Genomic DNA, 20,760 nt, shown 5'->3' with positions numbered 1-20,760 from the left:
ATTAAACCCGACAGGTTTTATCCCGACGCTTCGGGACTGTCGGGTTTGCTTTATCCAACAAAGATTATTTACTAAGAAGTAAAATTTCATTTACCACTACTTCGGTTATATAACGCTTTTCTCCATTTTTATCGTCGTAACTTCTATGCGTCAGCTTTCCGTCAATCGCAACTTCTTTTCCTTTTACGACAAACTTTTCGATAATTTCAGCCGTTTTTCCCCAAGCCGTTACGCGATGCCACTCCGTTTGTTCCACTTTATCACCTTTGTCGTTTCTGTAAACATCATTTGTGGCGATTGTTAAGTGCGCCAGCTTTTTACCGCTTTCTAATGTTTTAATTTCTGGATCATTCCCTACATTCCCAATTAATTGTACTCTGTTTTTCATTGCATTCATGGCGTATATTATTTTAAAGTTATTATAAATTGAAATTGTTTATCAACTTCAACGGTGCAAAGATGAAAAAATGCAGCAGTGACAGTCGGTTACTAACTATTTACTATCGACTGTAACTATTTGTAAGCGTTTGTAAATGGAAATTCTTTTTTGTATATTTGAGATAAATCTTACTATATGCAGGCAAAAATTAATAAAGTCGAGTTACGAAATTTAGAAATTGAAGACTATAAACAATTAAAAAAATCAATGATCGAGTCGTATCCAGAAATGGCCGATTCGTATTGGGGATCTGAAGACATAGAAAGACTTCTTTCTATTTTTCCAGAAGGACAACTGGTAATTTTAGTTGATGGAAAAGTAGTTGGCTCTGCACTTTCACTTATTGTTGATGAAAAAATGGTAGACAAAAAACATAATTATCAGCAGATTAGCGGTGATTACAAATTTTCTACGCATAATCCTAATGCTGAAATTTTATACGGAATAGATGTATTTATTCATCCCAACTATAGAGGTCTGCGTTTAGGCCGTCGATTGTATGATGCCAGAAAAGAACTTTGCGAGCAGCTGAACTTAAAAGCCATTGTTTTTGCTGGTCGAATTCCGAGTTATAGAGAGCACGCCAAAAAAATGACTCCTAAAACTTATATTGAAAAAGTTAGAATGAAGGAACTTTACGACCCTGTACTTTCTTTTCAGTTAAGCAACGATTTTCACGTTTTAAGAATCATTAAAAATTATTTGGAAGGTGATGAAGAATCTAAAGAATTTGCCGTTTTACTGGAGTGGAATAACATTTATTACGATGAAAGTCCACGACTTATAAACCTTAAGAAAAACATCATTCGCCTGGGATTAATTCAATGGCAGATGCGTCCGTTAAACAATGTGGAAGCATTATTTGAGCAAGCCGAATTTTTTATCGATGTCGTTTCTGGATATGGATCTGATTTTGCCCTCTTTCCAGAATTATTCATCGCGCCTTTAATGGCCGATTATAATCATTTATCTGAAGCTGAAGCGATTCGTGAACTGGCACGCCATTCTGATCCAATTAGAAAACGTTTTCAGGAATTTGCTATTTCGTACAACATCAATATTATTACGGGAAGCATGCCGTATTTAGAAAACGGTAATCTTTACAATGTTGGTTTTTTATGCAAAAGAGATGGAACTTCGGAAATGTATACCAAAATTCACATTACCCCAAACGAAGTTATTCATTGGGGAATGAAAGGCGGTTCTCAATTTAAAACCTTCGATACAGATTGCGGTAAAATCGGGATTTTGATCTGTTATGATGTTGAGTTTCCAGAACTTTCGAGACTTTTGGCAGATGAAGGAATGAATATACTATTTGTTCCATTTTTAACAGACACACAAAATGGTTACACTCGAGTAAAACATTGTTCACAAGCGCGAGCAATAGAAAATGAATGTTATGTAGCTATAGCGGGATGTGTTGGAAATCTTCCAAAAGTAAATAATATGGATATACAATATGCCCAGGCTTCGGTCTTCACACCATCAGATTTTGCTTTTCCAAGTAACGGAATTAAAGCAGAAGCAACTCCAAACACCGAGATGACTTTAATTGTAGATGTTGATCTTAATCTCCTGAAAGAGCTCCATGAACATGGCAGCGTTAAAATATTAAAAGACCGAAGAACAGATCTTTACGAAATTAAAAAAATTAATTCGTAATGCACTTAGTAAAGCATAATCAATGACTGCCATTAGAAAAAATCCATTATTCGAAATCTATATTAAAAATGATTATTTAGTAATTAACAATACAGATTTCGATAAGGATAATGGAATATTTGAAATTGAAAATATTTTAGATGTAGAGTTAATAAGAAATTTATCATTCTTTAATAAAATTATTGAAATAACATTTGGACTAAATGTTCCCGCAAAATCCAGCGAACTTAGAATTAATATTGAAAACGGATTTAAGGATATTGTGCTAACCGACTGTAACATTGAAAAGGTCGAACTTTTAGTCTACGAAATTAATCAAGCAATTAGTAAAAAAAAATAGTAAAAATTCTGATTTTTAAACAAAATAAAATTGTTAAATGAAAACATGTCCTGAATGTTCAGCTAAAATTGTTGGCCGCGAAGACAAAAAATTCTGCTCAGACAGCTGCCGTAATGCGTACAATAATAAAATAAATAAAGATAGTACGAATTTCATGCGAAATATAAACAACAAGTTACGTAAAAATTACCGTATTTTGGCAGAGTTAAATACGGAGGGAAAATCGAAAGCAACGCGTGACAAAATGTTAAACAAAGGCTTTGATTTTGAGTTCTTTACCAATATTTTACAAACCAAAACAGGAAATACATATTATTTCTTGTACGACCAAGGTTATCGTTCCTTGGACAATGATTATTTTATGCTTGTTAAAAAAGAAATATAGTTAGTATCTATTGACCATGAGAAAAAACCAAACCTCAATTCTAGCCATAGCCTGTGTCTTAGTTTTATTAGGCATTATATACATCACAATGATGCCGCAAGGAATTTCTAAAGACGACGAAGCGCTTGCGGAATTCTCAACCGAAAGAGCTTTAAACCAGGTCGAAATTATTGCACAGAAACCACATTATGTCGGGTCCACAAATCATGAGTTAGTTGCCAATTATCTTAAACTCGAACTAAATAGGATTGGCTTAGAAACGAGTGTTCAGGAAGGTTTTACTCTAAATGATAAAGGTCTTTTAGTAAAGTCAAAAAATATCTTGGCCCGAATTAAAGGAACAAATAATACAAAAGCACTTTTACTTCTTTCCCATTATGACAGTGCTCCGCATTCTTTCTCAAAAGGTGCAAGTGACGATGCTTCTGGTGTTGCGACAATTTTAGAAGGAATTCGAGCTTTTTTATACTCCAAACATCCTCAGAAAAATGATATAATTATATTATTCTCTGATGCAGAAGAATTAGGATTGAACGGCGCGGCTTTATTCGTAAATCAGCATCCTTGGGCAAAAGACGTTGGTTTGGTCTTAAATTTTGAAGCTCGAGGAACTTCTGGACCAAGTTATATGTTAATGGAAACCAATAAAGGAAACCAAGCTTTGGTCGAAGAATTTACTAAAGCCAAAACTTCTCATCCTGTTTCAAACTCATTGATGTACAGCATTTACAAAATGCTTCCAAACGATACAGATTTAACTGTTTTTAGAGAACAGGGAAATATTCAAGGTTTCAATTTTGCTTTTATTGATGGTCATTTCAACTATCACACGCAGCAAGACGATGTTCAGCACTTAAGCAAAACCACCTTAGCACATCAAGGCACTTATATAATGCCTTTGATAAAATACCTTTCAAACATTGATTTAACTAAGACAGAATCTACTCAAGATAATGTTTACTTCAGTGCTCCTTTTTCATTTATCAGTTATCCATTTGACTGGGTAATGCCAATGACATTAATTGCTTTTGGTTTATTGGCTTTATTCATTTTCATCGGAAAAGTAAAAAGAATAATCACTTTTAGAGAAATATTCAGAGGATTTGTACCGCTTTTGGGTGCACTAATTATTTCAGGATTAGTTACGTTTTTAGGATGGAAACTTATCCTAGAAATTTATCCTCAATATTCTGATCTTTTAAATGGTTTTACCTACAACGGACATGCATACATTGGAGCATTTGTAACTCTAAGCATTGCAATATGTTTTGCTTTCTACCATCATTTTTCTGAGGCTAAAATTACAATGAATCATTTTGTGGCTCCATTGCTGCTTTGGATTATCATTAATGCTTATTTGGCCAACAGCCTGACTGGCGCAGGTTTCCTAATCATTCCAGTTTATTTCGGAATACTTTTATTCGGAATATTTATTTTTACACAGCATTATAGTTTAGGCGTAAATTTAATTTTCAGCATTCCTGCTTTAGCAATCATTGCACCATTTATTGTAATGTTTCCAATTGGTTTGGGACTTAAAATTTTATTTGGAAGTGCGATTTTAACTGTTTTACTATTCGGTTTGTTACTGCCAATATTTGGAGATTTTGCAAGAAAAGGCATTTGGACAGTAGTTTTCTTCCTGGCTTCTATCTCATTTTTCATTTATGCAGGATATCACTCTGATTACGAATATGGAAAAGCCAAATCTAACAGCTTATTATACGTTTACAATGCAGATAGTAATTCTGCCGTTTGGAGCACTTATGATAAAAATTTAGACGAATGGACGAAATCATACTTGGGCGATAAAAACCAAAAAGCGGTTGGTTTAAATACGCTTCCACTTTCAAGTAAATACAATACAACGTTTACTTACAGCTCAATTGCGCCGGTTGTTGACTTGCCAAAACCAACTATTCAATTTTTAAGAGACAGTGTTATTGGAAATAATAGATATCTGAAAATCAAAATTACTCCAAATAGAAAAGTAAATCGTTACGACATTTACGCCAATCCAAAGATGACTTTTTACAGCTTTAAAGCAAACGGCGTTTCTACTTCTGGAGAAAAAGGAAACCGTTTACAAACAGAAGACAGTAAAATTCTATGTTACTATGTTGTAGGCAATGAACCGCTTGAAATGGAATTCTACATCAATAAATCGTCTGTTTTTGACATGGATTTAATCGAAAGTTCATTTGATTTAATGAGCAATCCATTACTAAATGTTAAACCGAGAGAAAACTGGATGATGCCGACTCCTTTTGTATTAAATGATGCAATTTTAATACATCAGAAAATAAAACGATATGTTGCGCCTGTTGCACCTATTGAACCTGTAGTGGTTAAAGACAGTTTAGCGGTCTCAAAGGACAGCATAAAACCAGTTGTAGCACCAGAATAAAATAGTAAAGGCAGATTTAGAATCTGCCTTTTTTGTTTCATACAAATTTCGAAATAATCCTGAAATAAAAAAGTTGCAACTCTGTACCTTTGCACCTCTGAACCTAAAAAAAAAATGAAACAAATAAGCATATTAGGCTGTGGATGGCTTGGACTTCCTTTAGCTAAGAAATTAATTGAAAACGGAAATTCGGTTAAAGGATCTACAACTTCTGAAAACAAACTTCCTATTTTAAAAAATATTGGAATAAAGCCTTTTTTATTGGCGCTTGAAAGCGAAGGAATTTCCGAAAACATAAATGGCTTTTTAGCCGAAAGCAAAATTCTGATTATCGATATTCCACCTAAACTACGCAATGAAAATCCTGATCCCGAAAAGAAAGTTTTTGTAGAAAAAATCAATAATCTTATTCCGTTTATAGAGAAATCAAGCGTAGAGAAAGTACTTTTTGTAAGTTCAACTTCAGTGTATGGTGATGAAAATGGCATCGTTACAGAAGAAACCAATCCTAATCCAGAAACTGAAAGCGGCAAACAATTACTTTTGACTGAAGCAATTCTTCAGGAAAATGAAAACTTTGAAACCACAATTCTGCGTTTCGGCGGGTTAATTGGTGAAGACCGTCATCCCGTGAAGTTTTTAGCTGGAAAAGAAAACCTTGAAAACCCAGACGCGCCAGTAAACTTAATTCACCAAAACGACTGCATAGCCATTATTGAAGAAATCATGAATCAATCAAAATGGAATGAAGTCTTTAATGCCGTTGCACCTTTTCATCCAACAAGAGAAGACTATTACACCCAAAAAGCTCTTGAAAGGAAATTGGCTGTACCAAAATTCACTTCTGAAAAATCAAATATCAAAAAAGTGATTTCAAGTGAAAAGACAGAAAACATTTTAAACTATAAATTTGATTTAGAAAATTACTAAATCATCATTGCAAAAACAACAAACCATATAAGACCTTAAATTACTTTAGAGAACTGATATGGTTTAAACGAAAAAATTACTACTTTTCGATTCCCAAAAACAGATGCTTTTATGATAAAAAAATTACATTTTCTATTCTTTACCAGCATCTTATTATTTTCTTTTTCCCAAGGTTATTGCCAAAACGATTCTATTCCCGTTAATGAAAAGAAACGTGTCGAAAAAATAAATCAATTTCACTCTGATATTCTAATCAAAGAAAACGGAAATCTTATTGTTACCGAAATCATTAAAGTCTATGCCGCTGGTTTAAAAATAAATCATGGAATATATAGACAACTTCCGATGAGAAGTACTTCTCCAAAGACTTCTAAAAACAATTACTACACTATTTTAGATATTACTAAAAATGGTTTTAAGGAACCGTATCATGTTGCTCTTTCTGGAGATGGCGAATCTATGAGTATTTATATTGGCAGTAAAAAAGTGTACCTGCCAAACGGAATTTACACTTACAAAATAACTTACGAAGTTGAAGCCCAAATACATTCTTATGATGAATTTGATGAAGTGTACTGGAATGTAACCGGAAATTATTGGGAATTTGATATTGAAAACGTCACTGCAAAAGTTACTCTTCCAAAATCGGCAAAAGCAATACAAACCTATTGTTATACAGGTATTTTTGGATCAAAAGCAAATGACTGCAATGCTAAAATCGTTGATAATTTTGTCTATTTCACTTCAAAAAATTTAAAGCATAAAGAAGGATTCACCATTGCGGCAGGTTTTCCAAAAGGAATTGTTAACCAGCCATTCTTTCGCCCTCATTATAAAATGGAAGAATTCCTTTCTGCCGAAAAGATGTTTAATGCTCTTTTGGCTCTCTTAATATGTTTTGGCTTTTATTATTTCTCTTGGAAAAAATATGGAGAAGATCCTTTGTTTGAAAAGAACCGTAAAATCATTGATTTAAAAGATCTGTATTCTGCACCAGCATTGAGATACATCAAGGACAGCACTGCTGACGAAAAAAATGTTTTAACCAGCATTATAGATCTTTCCATAAAAGGCGCAATAGAAATTAGCGATAACGGAAAAGAAAGCTGGCAGGATGGATTTGAGTACTCTATTAAAAAAGGAAAAGAAATTCAAAACTTAAGTAAAGAAAATGAAGTCGTTTTAAATACCCTTTTTCTAGAAAATGATTCTTTTCCGCTAGATTCAAAAGCCTATTTGATAATCAATAAAGCGTCGCTCGCGCTTTCTAATTCATTACAAAAAACGTATAATTTAAAAGACTATTATTTAGGAAATTGGAATCAGGTTTTACTTGGTTTCCTCATTACAATTCCTGCTATTTTGGTTTACTCTCACTTTGCAAAAGGGATCATTTTGTGGTCTGGTATCTTCTCCTGCCTATTTTTTATTTTTTTGGTTTTACTTCTTAGAGGTTTTGTCAAAAGTCTCCGTAAAAGAGATTTTTTTACAACAGCTGGATGCTTGTTTCTATTCTTATTTATAGGTGCCTTTTTTTTCGGACTAGTTTTTATACCTAGTAAAGATCAAATTTACTCGGTTTTAGATTTATCGGTAATCTTTTTAATCATCTCAGGATTTTTTCTTTATTTAAGCCTCATTGGCAAATATACTAAGTTAGGAGCCGAGACTAAATTTCAAATTGAAAGATGGAAACAGGAATTACTTGATTATAAACCTGAAGAAAACGATCAAACTATTTCAATTTACGAAGAAATTCTTCCCTACGCCTTTGCAATAGGAATTGAGGAAGAGTGGAATTTAAAATTTATAGACATCTTAAAAAGGTTGAATTACAAAAATAACTGGATAAAAACAACCAGCACTTCTTCTGGATTTACTCTAAGAACAGTTACAAATTTTAGAACTACTTATAATACTTTCTCAAGCAGTTCCAGCAGTGGAAGCTCTGGTGGAGGAAGCTCTGGCGGTGGAGGTGGCGGCGGTGGCGGCGGTGGCTGGTAAGAGACTTCAAAAGCTAAATTGCTTCCAAACTTATAGGATTTAAAAAAACTTTGCGAACTTTGCCATACATCTCAGCGCCTTTGCGATAAAAAAATACGGTCACAAATGGAAACAGTTTACATCAATTCGCCTTTAGGAATCACCAAAATAATTGGAGACGAAAATGGTATTGCCGTAATTTCTGTTTCTGACGCTGGGTCAAATGAAGTTTCTCCCGAAATTCCAGAAGTTTTACTAGATGCCGTTTCGCAGTTAAATGAATATTTTGAAGGCAGAAGAACCGATTTTGATCTCAAACTAAATCCGCAGGGAACCGAATTTCAGCAGAAAGTCTGGAAATCACTATTGGAAATTCCATTTGGAAAAACAGTAAGTTACATGGATCAGACCAAAAAACTAGGCGATGTAAAAGCCATTCGCGCTGTAGCTTCCGCCAATGGAAAAAATCCTTTGTGGATCGTTGTTCCATGTCACCGAGTTATCGGAACAAACGGATCATTAACAGGATATGCAGGCGGATTGTCCCGCAAAAAATGGCTTTTAGAACACGAATGTCCATCTACGCAGCAAAGTTTGTTTTAGTTTTTAGCCTCGAACTGCACAAATTTTTGCGAATTTAATTTTTGCTTTAAAAATTTTACGAACAAAACCCTAAAAACAGAATCAAAATTATACTATATTTCTTATATTAAAATCAAAATTGTGTACATTTATATCCACAACTAATTAGTAAAAATTCGTGCAATTCGTGGAAAAAACATACGCGGCAAAAGAATATGATTGAAAAAGTAAACCTAAATAACATTTTATTTCTTGATATAGAAACCGTTCCAGAAGAGGAAAACTTCAATTCGCTTGACACGGAAATGCAGTCACTTTGGGATTTAAAAACACAATATCAGCGTAAAGATGATTTTTCTCCAGAAGAATTTTACGAACGCGCCGGAATCTGGGCAGAGTTTGGGAAAATCATTTGTATTTCGGTTGGCTATTTTACCATCAAAGGGGATATAAGAAACTTTAGAGTAACGTCCTTTTTTGGTGAAGAAAAGAAAATCCTGAAAGATTTTTCGAATTTAATCAACAATCATTTCAATCAGCCGCAACATCTTTTGTGCGGACATAATTCAAAAGAATTTGATATTCCGTTTATTGCCAGGCGAATGATTATTAACCAAATGCCAATTCCTGATAAATTAAACCTTTTCGGGAAAAAGCCTTGGGAAATTCCACATTTAGATACATTAGAATTATGGAAGTTTGGTGACTACAAACATTTTACTTCTTTAAAACTTCTTACTAAGATCCTTGGGGTTCCATCGCCAAAAGGTGATATTGACGGAAGTCAGGTAGCTCATGTTTACTATGTTGAAAAAGATATTGATAGAATTGTTACTTATTGCGAAAAAGATACTATTGCCGTAGCGCAGATTTTTCTTCGCTTACGCCGAGAGGATTTATTGATTGATGATGAAATTATTCATGTCTGATTTTTAAGGCACAAAGGTTCAAAGTTGCAGAGGGACAGAGGTTTTAAATTAATAATCTTTAATTTTTTTGACATGACTCATTCTGAAATTGCACAGCATCGGCTTGTTTCTCATAAACTTGATGAAGTAAGCCACAATTCACCCCAAGAAATTTTGAGGCATTTTGGTGCTATGCAGGCGCAGGATTATGCGATGGCAAAATGGGCAATTGGTTCTCGATGTCATGCCACCGAAAAAGAAATTGAAGAAGCTGTAAACTCAGGAAAGATCATTAAAACTCATATACTGCGTCCGACCTGGCATTTTGTTGCTGCCGATGATATTTATTGGATGTTAGATCTTTCTGGTCCATTGGTTCAAAAACTTATTTATCCTGCCGCGGAAAAATATGGGCTTGATCAAAAAAAACTTGATTCGTATAATTCAGATCTTCAAAAAATATTATCAGGAGGGAATCATCTCACGCGTGAAGAAATCATGCAGGAACTTCATATTAAAAAAACTTCCAGTCTCGATTATATGACGGCAGTAATTATGATGAATGCTGAATTGGCTGGTTTGGTCTGCAATGGCAAAATGAAAGGCAAACAACATACTTATGCACTGCTTGAAGAAAGAGTTTCGAAACCAAAAACCACATTAACCCAAGAAGAAGGTTTAGCAAAACTGATGCAGATTTATTTTGAAAGCCGTGGTCCAGCAACTTTATCTGATTTTTCTAAATGGTCAGGTTTTTCAATTACAATTTGCAAACCTGTTATTAATGCAATTAAGTTGCATGTTGAATGCATTACCATTGATAATCAGCAATACTGGCTCGGAAAAGATACTGGTAACAAGAATAATTTCAAAGAAAAAGTACATTTTATTGCTGGTTTTGATGAGTTTTTAATTTCGTATAAAAGTCGTGAGGCTTCCATTTTACTTGAGGATCAATCGAAAGTTTTTACTAAAAATGGTATTTTCAAACCAGTAATTTTAGAAAATGGAAAAGTTATTGGAACTTGGAAACGAACCATTAAAAAAGATCACGCTAAAATAGAAACGCAGTTTTTTAATGAAACTGAAACTTCTAAAAAAGCAATTCTGTTTAAAGAAATTAAACGCTTTGAAAATTATCTGGAAACCAAAATCGTTATTGAATAAATCTATAGTTTATTATATCGCTCCGCTGGAGCTTTTAAATCCTATCGTTTTTCATGTTTCTACAAACATTTCGCCTCGCTGAGGCTTAATTGGTAAAGTCGTCTAAGAAAAATTGACATTATGTAAACTCAAATAGCGCCATTATTTATAGAAACATGATCACCGTCAAGTTTTTAGCCCAATTGGGGCTGCATCTAAATAAATTATTTATGCTTATTATTGCTAAATAATTACATTTACAAAAAATTACAATTATGGTATTAAGCAGATTTTGGTTAACGATTTTTATTTCATCGATTGTTTTTATTGTATTCAGTTTGTTTACTGCCAATACTTATACTATTGATTCTGTTTTAAATGGAAAGAAAGATGATCCTGTTTTAGTATCTGAAAAATACGTTGAAGAACTTCCTGCTTTTATCAAAGACAGTATTCAAAAAGCACCAGATCAAACCATGATTATCAATCGTGATACGCTGAATGCGGACACGACTTACGTTTATAAAAACAAAACGGTAAAAATTTTCAGCGGACTTCAAAAATCGGATGGTTTACTGCCAACTTGTAAAAGCACTTTGGTTGATCTTATTTTACCACTTATCGCCTATTTAGCTTTTTTCTGCGGACTAATGGAACTTTTAATCATTTCTGGGGCTTCTGGAAAATTAGCTAAAGGTTTGAGCCCAGTATTCGTAAAAGTATTTCCTAGTATTCCTAAAAACCATCCTTCGATTTCCTACATGACGTTAAACTTTGCTGCTAATTTCTTGGGATTAGATTCGGCTGCAACACCTTTTGGGCTTAAAGCCATGGAAAGTTTACAGGAAATAAACCCCGACAAAGATAGAGCCAGTGATGCACAGATTATGTTCATGTGTCTTCACGCTTCTGGTTTGACTTTAATTGCAACTTCAATTATTGGTTATCGCGCGGCTGCAAATGCAACAAATCCTGCCGATGTAATGCTGCCTTGTATAATAACTTCGTTTATTGGTACAATTGCCGCTTTCCTGATTGTCGGAATCAAACAAAAAATCAATTTTAGAAGCGCTTCACTTGTCATCGGTTTAATGGTTTTAATTGCGGCAATTGTTGGTTTATTGATGTATGTTAACCATTTGGATTTAATTGGAAAAAATTACTTTACTTCTAACCTTTCGGGATTAATATTATTAGCGATTATTGCTTTTACGCTGATTTTTTCGTTCTTAAATGAACAAAAATTTAAAGACGCAAATACAACTGTTTTCGACACTTTTGTTGTTGGAGCCAATAACGGAGTCAAAACCGGAGTTACTATTTTTCCTTATGTTTTAGGAATGTTAGTGGCAATTTCATTGTTCAGAAACAGCGGTTTATTTGAAATTATCAGTGACGGAATTGGATTTGTATTTTCGAATTTAGGCGTAAGCAAAGAAATTACTAACGCGCTTCCTGTTGCCATGCTTCGTCCGTTTAGTTCGGCTGGATCTAGAGGATTCTTAATTGATTCGATGAATACATTTGGAGCAGATTCATTAACGGCACGGTTAAGCAGTATTTTTCAATGCAGCGCCGAAAGTACGTTTTATGTAATTGCAGTCTATTTTGGTTCGGTCAACATCAAAAACACGCGTTATGCTTTAGGAACTATGCTTTTGGTAGACTTAATTTGTGTTATTACCGCCATTTTTGTTGCTACTTGGTTCTTTTAAAACATAAAAAAATCACTATTTAAATATTTAAAAAAGAAGGTAATAGAATTATTCGGTTAATAATTCCAGCCTTCTTTTTTTCTTTTTCTGTAAAAAGCTCAGAGAATTTTATACTTTAGGGCTTCAAATATTAAAACAATTAAATATCCCCCAATATGTTTAAATGGTTTTTTAATAAAAAAAAGGAAACTGAAAATTTGGAGCAGAAGCAGCCTGACAATTCGATTCAATTTACCGAAGAAGCTCAACCTGCTGAAAATACTGCGCCTGAAACAAATAGTTTTGAACCCAATAAAATTGACTGGCTCATAAACGATTCTATCTTGACTTTTATGCCTCGTGAATTGTATATGCATTACTCCGATGCAACGACTGTCAAAGATCTTCAAAATCCTTCCTGGCAAAATCAAGGAATCTATTTTTGGCAGGAGAAAGAAGCTTTTGAAAACAAATCTCTTCCAGAATTCTTTGAAACAATGGATCAAAAACTATTTGTTATCAATGAAGCTCCAGATTATATCGATCTGGTCTCAGGAAAAGCAATGCCTTGGTTTGGAATGCCCGGTGGCGGCGAAAAATTCTTTTTTAGATACGATGAATCAACTCCTGTTACATTAGAAGAAGCCCATAAACTCAATATTATCAATTACGTTAAAATTGTAGAATTGAATTATGACAATCTCGGCGTTCTCAATGACCGTGATAATTACTGCTTTTTAATCGATCCTAAAGAAGTCAAATTCGAAGATCAGCTTTTCTTCTTAAATGGAGAAAAAATATCACTGGCAGCACTTTATCAAAAAAAGAAACTTTTAGTTTTATCCCTAGAATAAATACCACTTTACCATCATGAAAATTCAGACCCTTTTCTTCTCCCTGCTTATAATCGGATGCCAAAAAGCAAAAACTACAGAAGCAGAAACAATTGCAGAATTGCCTGCAGCACAAGAAATTTCGATTGAAACTGATGATTCGGCAGACGAAAAAGTTATTAAAACCGATACAGTAGCAATTTATGTAAACGAAGACCAATCTTCTAAAGATTATATTTTAGCTAATCTACTGGAGCAGAAAGCAGATGAAGACAGCATTGTTTATGTAAAATATCGATTGGATTTTTATCAAAATAAAAAGAAAACGGCATCCTCAAAAATTGCCATTAAAAGTTTTGATAAAGGATCAGAATGGGTAGCATCTTACGGATTAACATCTGAAACTTCTAAAAATTCTCCATTTGTCCAAATCTCAGTTGGATATCCAGCTTGTGGCTATACACACGATAATTACTTGTATTATTTAAAAAACAATACTTTACAATTGGTGCATGAATGGAAAACAATGTCAGACAGCGGCTGGGGAAGCTGGCTTGAAATAGCAAACCCATCTAAGACTTCTGACCCTAAATCTTTTTATTGCAAAACTGTTGCATTTATGCCGGCAGACGAAGATGAAAATCCCGATATGGGAATCGTAACGCATTCAGATTCAATTTCGTTTGAGTTAAAAGGAAACCAATGGAGTAAGAGATTATTATCTGCAAAAGACAAATCATACTTTGAAAAAAAGATGACATTTGATCAATTTAACAGTCAGTAATAAACTGTTTCCAAAACCTTATTCAAATTCTTTCTTAGGTAAATAATTTCTAAATTTGTAAAAAAACAAAACAATGATTGATTTTATATACCAAGATCCTTACCCGATCTTAAAGGATGACACGCAGTACCGCAAAATCACCTCAGATTTTGTAAAAGTGGAACAATTTGGAGAACGTGAAGTTTTAACTGTTGATCCAAAAGGTTTAGAATTATTAGCAGAAGAAGCTTTAACAGATGTTTCGTTCATGCTGAGAACTACACATCTTCAAAAATTAAGAAAAATACTTGACGATCCAGAAGCTACAGACAATGATCGTTTTGTGGCGTATAATTTACTTCAAAATGCTTCTGTTGCTGCCGAAGGACAACTTCCAAGCTGCCAGGATACGGGAACTGCCATTGTAATGGCTAAAAAAGGGGAAAGCATCTTTACAGGTGTTGATGACGCAGAATGGCTAAGCCGAGGGATTTTTAATACATACCAAAAAAGAAACTTACGTTATTCGCAGATTGTTCCGATTTCGATGTTTGAAGAAAAAAATTCAGGATCAAATCTTCCGGCTCAAATTGATATTTATGCCAAAAAAGGAACTTCTTACGACTTTTTGTTTATGGCAAAAGGAGGAGGATCTGCAAACAAAACTTATTTATACCAGCAGACAAAATCTTTATTGAATGAAAAATCGTTAGATGAATTCATTCGCACAAAAATCAAAGATTTAGGAACTTCTGCCTGTCCTCCATACCACTTAGCTTTAGTTATTGGCGGTACTTCTGCAGAAGCAAACCTCAGCGCTGTTAAAAAAGCTTCAGCAGGATATTACGACCACCTTCCAACATCAGGAAATATGTCTGGACAAGCTTTCCGTGATTTAGAATGGGAAGAACGTGTTCAAAAAATCTGTCAGGAAAGTGCTATTGGCGCTCAATTTGGAGGAAAATATTTTACACACGATGTTCGTGTAATTCGTTTACCGCGTCACGCAGCTTCTTGTCCAGTTGGATTAGGGGTTTCTTGTTCTGCAGATAGAAATATTAAGGGGAAAATTACCAAAGACGGAATTTTCGTTGAACAATTAGAGGTAAATCCGAAACAATTTTTACCCGAAACAGCACCGCATTTAGAAGCGCCTGTAGAAATTGATTTAGATCAGCCAATGGCGGATATTTTAGCTAAACTATCTCAATATCCAGTTAAAACGCGTTTAAAACTAAACGGAACTGTAATTGTTGCCCGCGATATAGCTCACGCAAAAATTAAAGAATTGTTAGACGCTGGAAAACCAATGCCTGATTATTTCAAAAATCACCCAGTTTACTACGCTGGTCCAGCAAAAACTCCAGACGGAATGGCTTCTGGAAGTTTCGGACCAACAACAGCAGGACGTATGGACGTTTATGTGGATGAATTCCAAAAAAATGGCGGAAGCATGATTATGCTGGCAAAAGGAAACCGAACCAAACAAGTTACTGATGCCTGCCACAAATACGGCGGATTCTACCTAGGTTCTATTGGAGGGCCAGCTGCTATTTTGGCTCAAGATAATATTCTTAAAGTAGAAGTTGTTGATTTTGAAGAATTAGGAATGGAAGCTGTTCGTAAAATCACCGTAAAAGATTTCCCAGCATTCATTATTACCGATGATAAGGGAAATGATTTTTTTGCTAATTTATAAGTTTTTTGGCCGCTAAGGCGCTAAGACGCTATGTTTGAGACATTATATAAAGAATAAAAAAAAACCGCTCTATTTGCGGTTTTTTTTATTTTAGAAACTTTGTACCTTAGCGCCTTAGGGCAAATTAAGCACTTAAATCCTGCTTCTCAAAAGCGATAAAATGTGATACTTCGCCATTTAAATTAAATACAGGAAAAGCATTTATTTTACATTTATACGTATTTCCGTTTTTTCTATAATTATCCAGCGTTTTTTCAAAAGGAATTTTCTTTTTTACAGCTTCACCTATTTCTTTTAAATCCTTTTTAGAAGTTGCGGAACCTTGAAACATTTTGGGTGTCTTGCCAAGGATTTCTTCTGCTTTGTATCCCGTCATCTTTTTTATACCGCTGGAAGCGAAAACTATTTTTAATTCTAAATCTGTAACCAGAACTACTTCTTCTTTCATTCTTTCCTCGATATTTAGCTTTGCTTCGTCCCAAGTAAACTCATTTGCAATCTCATTTACTTTTTTCAAATCGGCAGTTAATGCCTTTAGTTCATTTACATACTCATAGTGAAAATCCCAAGCTAAAATTGGAACTGAATTTCGTTGTAAAAAATCATCAGAGCCTGTACTTTTCATATTAAATGATTTAGATCGTCAACAAATCTTTATTCAAAGATAATTTAAAAAGCCCGTTATTGGTTAAGGAATACGTTAATATCAATGTTAAATCTATTTTTAAAAAGTAAATTTTAACTGCACAACAACTGCTTTTTTAATTTCAGTATTTAAATTACTCAGCGAAATTCCGAGCAGTCTCACAGAATCTTTCATTTTTTCCTGATATAATAATTCTTCAACATTTTCCATAATCAAGCTTTTGTCTGAAATAAAATAAGGCAGGGTTTTGCTCCTGGTCTGCTGCGAAAAATCACTGTATTTAATTTTCAACGTTATCGTTTTACCAGAGATATTGTGCTTTTTCAAACGCTTTTCCAATGAAGTCGCAATTCTATCTAACTGTTCCATCATAAAAATTTCAGAAGAAAGATTCACATCAAAAGTATGTTCTGCGGCGACAGATTTAGTAATTCTAGACGATTTCACTTCACTATTGTGAATGCCACGAACAACATTATAATAAAATGCACCCGATTTTCCGAAGTGTTTTTCTAGAAACTCCAGAGATTTGCTTTTTAAATCTGTTCCGGTAAAAATTCCGAGCTGATACATCTTTTCTGTGGTAACTTTCCCTACTCCATAGAATTTACGAATCGGCAATTCTTCCAAAAAAGATTCTACTTCATCAGGATTTACCGTTTTCTGTCCGTTTGGTTTATTGTAGTCGCTGGCAATTTTAGCCACAAATTTATTTACAGAAATACCTGCAGAAGCTGTTAAACCAACTTCATTAAAAATTCTTAACCGAATTTCCTCTGCCAATAAACTCGCACTCGGGTTCCCTTTTTTATTCTGAGTAACATCCAAATAAGCTTCGTCAAGCGAAAGAGGCTCAACTAAATCGGTATAATCGTGGAAAATTTTATGAATTTTAGAAGAAATCTCTTTGTAGCGGTCAAATCTCGGACGGACAAAGATTATCTCGGGACAATATCTCTTCGCCAAAACACCGCTGATGGCACTTCGAACACCAAATTTTCGCGCCTCATAACTTGCTGCCGAAACCACTCCCCTATTTTCTGATCCGCCGACTGCAACCGGTTTTCCGCGCAGATCAGGATTATCCATCTGCTCTACAGATGCGTAAAAAGCATCCATGTCGATGTGAATAATTTTGCGATATGACGGTGTTTCAGACATGCCACAAATTTAAAAAGTAAAGCAATAAAAAAGTGCTTCAAATAGTTATAAATAATATCAATCTTTAAAGAATATAAATTCGATGAGTTCAAACCGATTATTCTTTCTATTTTTGTTCTTCTACTCGAAAAATTAAATAATGCGAACATTTGTTATAGGTGACATTCACGGCGGATTACTTGCTCTTGAACAAGTGATGAAAAGAGCCGAGGTTACTACAGAAGATACTCTAATTTTTTTGGGCGATTACGTTGACGGCTGGAGTCAGTCTGTTGAAGTAATTGACTATTTGATTGATTTAAAAAGCAAACAGAACTGCATCTGCATAAGAGGAAATCATGATCAGCTGGCATTGGACTGGCTGGAAAACAGGCATGATGATTTTGACGAAGAAATGTGGTACAAACACGGCGGAAAAGCAACGGTTGAAGGATACGCTAAAATTTCAGAAGACAAAAAAAGAATGCATATCGAATTCTTAGAAAATCTTCAAGATTACCATCTTGATGAAGAAAACCGCTTATTTGTTCATGCCGGATTTACCAATTTAAATGGTGTAAAATGGGAATATTTTTCTAAACTATTTTATTGGGACAGAACACTTTGGGAAACGGCGCTTTCTTTGGACCCAAAATTAAAAGAAGATGACTTAAACTATCCGAAGAGATTTAGCGTTTATAAAGAAGTTTACATTGGGCACACTCCTGTTACACGAATTGGAAAAACAGTTCCTGTAAACAAAGCCTGCGTTTGGAATGTTGATACTGGAGCTGCCTTTAGAGGTCCGCTTACGATTTTAAATGTCGACACCAAGGAATATTGGCAGAGCGAGCCGTTAAACGAATTGTATTTTAACGAAAAAGGTAGGAATTAATTTATTTAAAATTTATTTTTGCGATTCAAAATAATTAATATTTAAAATTTTATGAAAAAGGTTATTACACTCTTGTTCTTAGTTTCATTCGGATTTATTAATGCACAACAAGCCTTCACTGGTAAAGGTGACACTAGAGTAAATGTTGGTGCTAACTTACAAGATGGTGGTTCTGGAATTCAGGGTTCTATTGATTTTGGTTTAGGAGAAAATTTCTCTTTTGGATTTGTAGCCAACTATTTATTAGGCGTTGACAACTTCAGCGGTTTTTATCACGGAAGTACTTCAGCTTATAACGATGCAAAACCAGATTTTGGTGATCGTTTTGATGCAAAAGCAAGAATTAATGCAAATTTATCTAGTGTAATTGGTGTTGAGCAATTAGACGTTTATCCTGGATTAAGCTTAGGATTGCATAATTTTGGAGCTCACGTTGGAGGCCGTTATTTCTTTACTGACGGATTTGGCGTTTTCACAGAAATAGGATTCCCAATTGCAAAATATGGTACTAACAATGATCCTTTTTATCATTTAAATAATCAAGCTACTTTTAGTTTAGGAGCTTCATTTAATTTACAATAGCTTTTTTCTAGGGACAAAGGTTCAAAGGGCCAAAGGTTTAGAGATTTACTAGCATAAAAAAACCGCTTGATAGCGGTTTTTTTGTTTATATAATTTTGTCCCTTTGTCCCTTTGTCCCTTTGTCCCTTTGAACCTCTGCACCTTTGAACCTAATATTAAATAACCATTTCAGGAATTTCGCCCTCAATAATCAAATCAGCTTCTGTTGATGCTATGATATGCTCAACTGACACGCCTGGCGCTCGTTCTAAGAGCTTAAAACTCTTTTTAGTCACTTCGAGAACTGCAAGTTCGGTTACAACCTTTTTAACGCATCCTACGCCTGTTAATGGCAAAGTACATCTTTTTAAGATTTTTGATTCTCCTGCTTTGTTCACGTGCATCATCGCAACGATTATATTTTCGGCGGAAGCCACCAAATCCATTGCGCCTCCCATTCCTTTTACCATTTTGCCAGGAATCTTCCAATTGGCAATATCGCCGTTTTCAGAAACTTCCATCGCACCAAGAATCGTCAAATCGACTTTCTGGCTTCGAATCATTCCAAAACTAAAAGCAGAATCAAAGAAACTTGCTCCCGCTAATGTTGTAATGGTTTGTTTTCCTGCATTGATAATATCTGCATCTTCTTCTCCTGCGAATGGAAAAGGCCCCATTCCTAAAACTCCATTTTCGCTTTGGAATTCTACTGCAATATCTTCTCTAACATAATTTGCAACCAAAGTCGGAATCCCGATCCCTAGATTAACGAAATATCGGTCTTTTACTTCTTTTGCAATTCGTTTTGCTATATCTTCTTTACTAAGTGCCATAATAATCTGTCATTTTTTTTTAATGTGGCAATTAGAAAATTTGATAATTAAATAATGCTGTGCTGTACACAAACTAGAGTAATTATCTAATTATCAAATTTCCTAATTAGCTAATTACGCTCTCTGTCTTACTGTTCGCTGTTCAATTCTCTTCTCAAATTTTTCTCCTTGAAAAATACGCTGCACCATTATTCCCGGAATATGAATTTGATTTGGATCTAATGAACCTACTGGAACTAACTCTTCTACTTCTGCAATTGTTATTTTTCCAGCTCCGGCCATGCAAGCGTTGAAGTTTCGGGCTGTTCCTTTAAAAATCAAGTTTCCCGCTTCATCACCTTTCCACGCTTTTACAATGGCAAAATCAGCTTTGAAAGCTTCTTCCATAATGTGCATTTTTCCATTGAATTCGCGGGCTTCTTTTCCTTCGGCAACTTCAGTTCCGTAACCTGCAGGTGTAAAAAATGCAGGAATTCCAGCCTGAGCCGCACGACAGCGTTCTGCTAATGTTCCTTGAGGCGTAAGTTCAACTTCTAATTCTCCAGAAAGCATCTGACGCTCGAATTCTGCGTTTTCTCCCACATAAGAAGAAATCATTTTTTTGATCTGCTTTTTCTGCAACAATAATCCCAAACCAAAATCATCAACCCCTGCATTGTTTGAGATGCACGTCAAATCTGAAATGGATGTGTTTACTAATGCTGCAATTGTATTTTCAGGAATACCACACAATCCGAAACCGCCAAACATGATTGTCATGCCATTTTCAATTCCATCAATGGCATCCTGAACGTTATTTACTTTTTTTGTTATCATAACAAAGTATCTTTATTAACCAATAATTTTTGATAAAAATAAGATTTTTAGATTAAAATATAACGATTTCGTAAAAATATAAATCCAAAAAAATA

Annotated in this window: 20 protein-coding genes; 15 read left to right on the top strand and 5 right to left on the bottom strand. The window is 34.4% G+C overall.

Annotated features, from left to right (window positions below; genetic code table 11):
* Positions 1–64: 64 nt before the first annotated feature.
* Positions 65–397, bottom strand: coding sequence for a single-stranded DNA-binding protein (locus tag BSF42_RS10125; protein WP_095952966.1), 333 nt, complete (start codon positions 395–397; stop codon positions 65–67).
* A gap of 177 nt (positions 398–574) precedes the next feature.
* Here BSF42_RS10125 and BSF42_RS10120 point away from each other — a divergent pair, with 177 nt between their 5' ends.
* The 13 genes from BSF42_RS10120 (at position 575) to BSF42_RS10060 (ending at position 15,774) form a co-directional block, all read left to right on the top strand.
* A complete protein-coding gene (locus tag BSF42_RS10120) occupies positions 575–2,104 on the top strand; it encodes a bifunctional GNAT family N-acetyltransferase/carbon-nitrogen hydrolase family protein (RefSeq protein ID WP_095952965.1) in 1,530 nt (509 codons plus the stop codon).
* 22 nt (positions 2,105–2,126) lie between these two features.
* The gene (locus tag BSF42_RS10115; protein WP_095952964.1) at positions 2,127–2,444 is read left to right on the top strand and encodes a hypothetical protein; all 318 of its coding nucleotides are present in this window, start codon (positions 2,127–2,129) and stop codon (positions 2,442–2,444) included.
* A gap of 37 nt (positions 2,445–2,481) precedes the next feature.
* Positions 2,482–2,829 carry a hypothetical protein gene (locus BSF42_RS10110; RefSeq protein ID WP_095952963.1) on the top strand — a complete coding sequence of 116 codons (348 nt, stop codon included), beginning with the start codon at positions 2,482–2,484 and terminating at the stop codon, positions 2,827–2,829.
* A gap of 16 nt (positions 2,830–2,845) precedes the next feature.
* The gene (locus BSF42_RS10105) at positions 2,846–5,236 is read left to right on the top strand and encodes a M28 family peptidase (RefSeq protein WP_172426668.1); all 2,391 of its coding nucleotides are present in this window, start codon (positions 2,846–2,848) and stop codon (positions 5,234–5,236) included.
* Between the two features lie 114 nt (positions 5,237–5,350).
* Positions 5,351–6,166 (top strand): NAD-dependent epimerase/dehydratase family protein, encoded by an 816-nt coding sequence (locus tag BSF42_RS10100; protein WP_095952962.1) that lies wholly within the window; start codon positions 5,351–5,353, stop codon positions 6,164–6,166.
* Between the two features lie 111 nt (positions 6,167–6,277).
* Complete coding sequence (locus BSF42_RS10095; protein ID WP_095952961.1) at positions 6,278–8,170, top strand: DUF2207 domain-containing protein; 1,893 nt, start codon at positions 6,278–6,280, stop codon at positions 8,168–8,170.
* A gap of 105 nt (positions 8,171–8,275) precedes the next feature.
* Positions 8,276–8,752 carry a methylated-DNA--[protein]-cysteine S-methyltransferase gene (locus BSF42_RS10090; RefSeq protein WP_095952960.1) on the top strand — a complete coding sequence of 159 codons (477 nt, stop codon included), beginning with the start codon at positions 8,276–8,278 and terminating at the stop codon, positions 8,750–8,752.
* A gap of 194 nt (positions 8,753–8,946) precedes the next feature.
* Positions 8,947–9,660 carry a 3'-5' exonuclease gene (locus BSF42_RS10085; protein WP_095952959.1) on the top strand — a complete coding sequence of 238 codons (714 nt, stop codon included), beginning with the start codon at positions 8,947–8,949 and terminating at the stop codon, positions 9,658–9,660.
* A 72-nt stretch (positions 9,661–9,732) separates the two neighbouring features.
* A complete protein-coding gene (locus BSF42_RS10080) occupies positions 9,733–10,806 on the top strand; it encodes a winged helix DNA-binding domain-containing protein (protein WP_095952958.1) in 1,074 nt (357 codons plus the stop codon).
* A 254-nt stretch (positions 10,807–11,060) separates the two neighbouring features.
* Complete coding sequence (locus tag BSF42_RS10075; RefSeq protein WP_095952957.1) at positions 11,061–12,500, top strand: nucleoside recognition domain-containing protein; 1,440 nt, start codon at positions 11,061–11,063, stop codon at positions 12,498–12,500.
* A gap of 155 nt (positions 12,501–12,655) precedes the next feature.
* On the top strand, positions 12,656–13,333 hold the full coding sequence (locus tag BSF42_RS10070) for a hypothetical protein (protein ID WP_095952956.1): 678 nt from the start codon (positions 12,656–12,658) through the stop codon (positions 13,331–13,333).
* A 16-nt stretch (positions 13,334–13,349) separates the two neighbouring features.
* Entirely contained in the window at positions 13,350–14,096 is a 747-nt protein-coding gene (locus BSF42_RS10065; RefSeq protein WP_095952955.1) for a hypothetical protein, read from the top strand.
* A gap of 73 nt (positions 14,097–14,169) precedes the next feature.
* Complete coding sequence (locus BSF42_RS10060) at positions 14,170–15,774, top strand: fumarate hydratase (protein WP_095952954.1); 1,605 nt, start codon at positions 14,170–14,172, stop codon at positions 15,772–15,774.
* A 124-nt stretch (positions 15,775–15,898) separates the two neighbouring features.
* On the opposite strand, the gene BSF42_RS10055 is transcribed toward BSF42_RS10060, so the two are convergent.
* Both BSF42_RS10055 and dinB read right to left on the bottom strand, forming a co-directional pair.
* A complete protein-coding gene (locus tag BSF42_RS10055; RefSeq protein ID WP_095952953.1) occupies positions 15,899–16,399 on the bottom strand; it encodes a PAS domain-containing protein in 501 nt (166 codons plus the stop codon).
* A 99-nt stretch (positions 16,400–16,498) separates the two neighbouring features.
* Positions 16,499–17,581: a DNA polymerase IV gene (gene dinB / locus BSF42_RS10050; RefSeq protein ID WP_095952952.1), complete on the bottom strand. Its 1,083-nt coding sequence runs from the start codon at positions 17,579–17,581 to the stop codon at positions 16,499–16,501.
* 139 nt (positions 17,582–17,720) lie between these two features.
* Here dinB and BSF42_RS10045 point away from each other — a divergent pair, with 139 nt between their 5' ends.
* Both BSF42_RS10045 and BSF42_RS10040 read left to right on the top strand, forming a co-directional pair.
* Entirely contained in the window at positions 17,721–18,455 is a 735-nt protein-coding gene (locus BSF42_RS10045; RefSeq protein WP_095952951.1) for a metallophosphoesterase family protein, read from the top strand.
* Positions 18,456–18,506: 51 nt separating this feature from the next.
* Positions 18,507–19,037, top strand: a complete 531-nt coding sequence (locus tag BSF42_RS10040) for a DUF6646 family protein (RefSeq protein ID WP_095952950.1) — start codon at positions 18,507–18,509, stop codon at positions 19,035–19,037.
* 155 nt (positions 19,038–19,192) lie between these two features.
* Here BSF42_RS10040 and BSF42_RS10035 read toward each other — a convergent pair whose 3' ends face one another.
* Complete coding sequence (locus BSF42_RS10035; RefSeq protein ID WP_095952949.1) at positions 19,193–19,849, bottom strand: 3-oxoacid CoA-transferase subunit B; 657 nt, start codon at positions 19,847–19,849, stop codon at positions 19,193–19,195.
* Between the two features lie 114 nt (positions 19,850–19,963).
* On the bottom strand, positions 19,964–20,665 hold the full coding sequence (locus BSF42_RS10030) for a CoA transferase subunit A (RefSeq protein ID WP_095952948.1): 702 nt from the start codon (positions 20,663–20,665) through the stop codon (positions 19,964–19,966).
* Positions 20,666–20,760: the final 95 nt, after the last annotated feature.

It is taken from the genome of Flavobacterium sp. ACN6 (assembly GCF_002304005.1).
Lineage (GTDB): Bacteria > Bacteroidota > Bacteroidia > Flavobacteriales > Flavobacteriaceae > Flavobacterium.
Note: the sequence above shows the minus strand (reverse complement) of the source record. Positions and strands in the feature narration are given on the sequence as shown.

What these genes read in the sequence shown, in the direction of transcription:
- BSF42_RS10125 (WP_095952966.1), bottom strand. Translation starts at nt 397, where the DNA reads ATGAATGCAATGAAAAACAGAGTACAATTAATTGGGAATGTAGGGAAT.
- BSF42_RS10120 (WP_095952965.1), top strand. Translation starts at nt 575, where the DNA reads ATGCAGGCAAAAATTAATAAAGTCGAGTTACGAAATTTAGAAATTGAA.
- BSF42_RS10115 (WP_095952964.1), top strand. Translation starts at nt 2,127, where the DNA reads ATGACTGCCATTAGAAAAAATCCATTATTCGAAATCTATATTAAAAAT.
- BSF42_RS10110 (WP_095952963.1), top strand. Translation starts at nt 2,482, where the DNA reads ATGAAAACATGTCCTGAATGTTCAGCTAAAATTGTTGGCCGCGAAGAC.
- BSF42_RS10105 (WP_172426668.1), top strand. Translation starts at nt 2,846, where the DNA reads ATGAGAAAAAACCAAACCTCAATTCTAGCCATAGCCTGTGTCTTAGTT.
- BSF42_RS10100 (WP_095952962.1), top strand. Translation starts at nt 5,351, where the DNA reads ATGAAACAAATAAGCATATTAGGCTGTGGATGGCTTGGACTTCCTTTA.
- BSF42_RS10095 (WP_095952961.1), top strand. Translation starts at nt 6,278, where the DNA reads ATGATAAAAAAATTACATTTTCTATTCTTTACCAGCATCTTATTATTT.
- BSF42_RS10090 (WP_095952960.1), top strand. Translation starts at nt 8,276, where the DNA reads ATGGAAACAGTTTACATCAATTCGCCTTTAGGAATCACCAAAATAATT.
- BSF42_RS10085 (WP_095952959.1), top strand. Translation starts at nt 8,947, where the DNA reads ATGATTGAAAAAGTAAACCTAAATAACATTTTATTTCTTGATATAGAA.
- BSF42_RS10080 (WP_095952958.1), top strand. Translation starts at nt 9,733, where the DNA reads ATGACTCATTCTGAAATTGCACAGCATCGGCTTGTTTCTCATAAACTT.
- BSF42_RS10075 (WP_095952957.1), top strand. Translation starts at nt 11,061, where the DNA reads ATGGTATTAAGCAGATTTTGGTTAACGATTTTTATTTCATCGATTGTT.
- BSF42_RS10070 (WP_095952956.1), top strand. Translation starts at nt 12,656, where the DNA reads ATGTTTAAATGGTTTTTTAATAAAAAAAAGGAAACTGAAAATTTGGAG.
- BSF42_RS10065 (WP_095952955.1), top strand. Translation starts at nt 13,350, where the DNA reads ATGAAAATTCAGACCCTTTTCTTCTCCCTGCTTATAATCGGATGCCAA.
- BSF42_RS10060 (WP_095952954.1), top strand. Translation starts at nt 14,170, where the DNA reads ATGATTGATTTTATATACCAAGATCCTTACCCGATCTTAAAGGATGAC.
- BSF42_RS10055 (WP_095952953.1), bottom strand. Translation starts at nt 16,399, where the DNA reads ATGAAAAGTACAGGCTCTGATGATTTTTTACAACGAAATTCAGTTCCA.
- dinB (WP_095952952.1), bottom strand. Translation starts at nt 17,581, where the DNA reads ATGTCTGAAACACCGTCATATCGCAAAATTATTCACATCGACATGGAT.
- BSF42_RS10045 (WP_095952951.1), top strand. Translation starts at nt 17,721, where the DNA reads ATGCGAACATTTGTTATAGGTGACATTCACGGCGGATTACTTGCTCTT.
- BSF42_RS10040 (WP_095952950.1), top strand. Translation starts at nt 18,507, where the DNA reads ATGAAAAAGGTTATTACACTCTTGTTCTTAGTTTCATTCGGATTTATT.
- BSF42_RS10035 (WP_095952949.1), bottom strand. Translation starts at nt 19,849, where the DNA reads ATGGCACTTAGTAAAGAAGATATAGCAAAACGAATTGCAAAAGAAGTA.
- BSF42_RS10030 (WP_095952948.1), bottom strand. Translation starts at nt 20,665, where the DNA reads ATGATAACAAAAAAAGTAAATAACGTTCAGGATGCCATTGATGGAATT.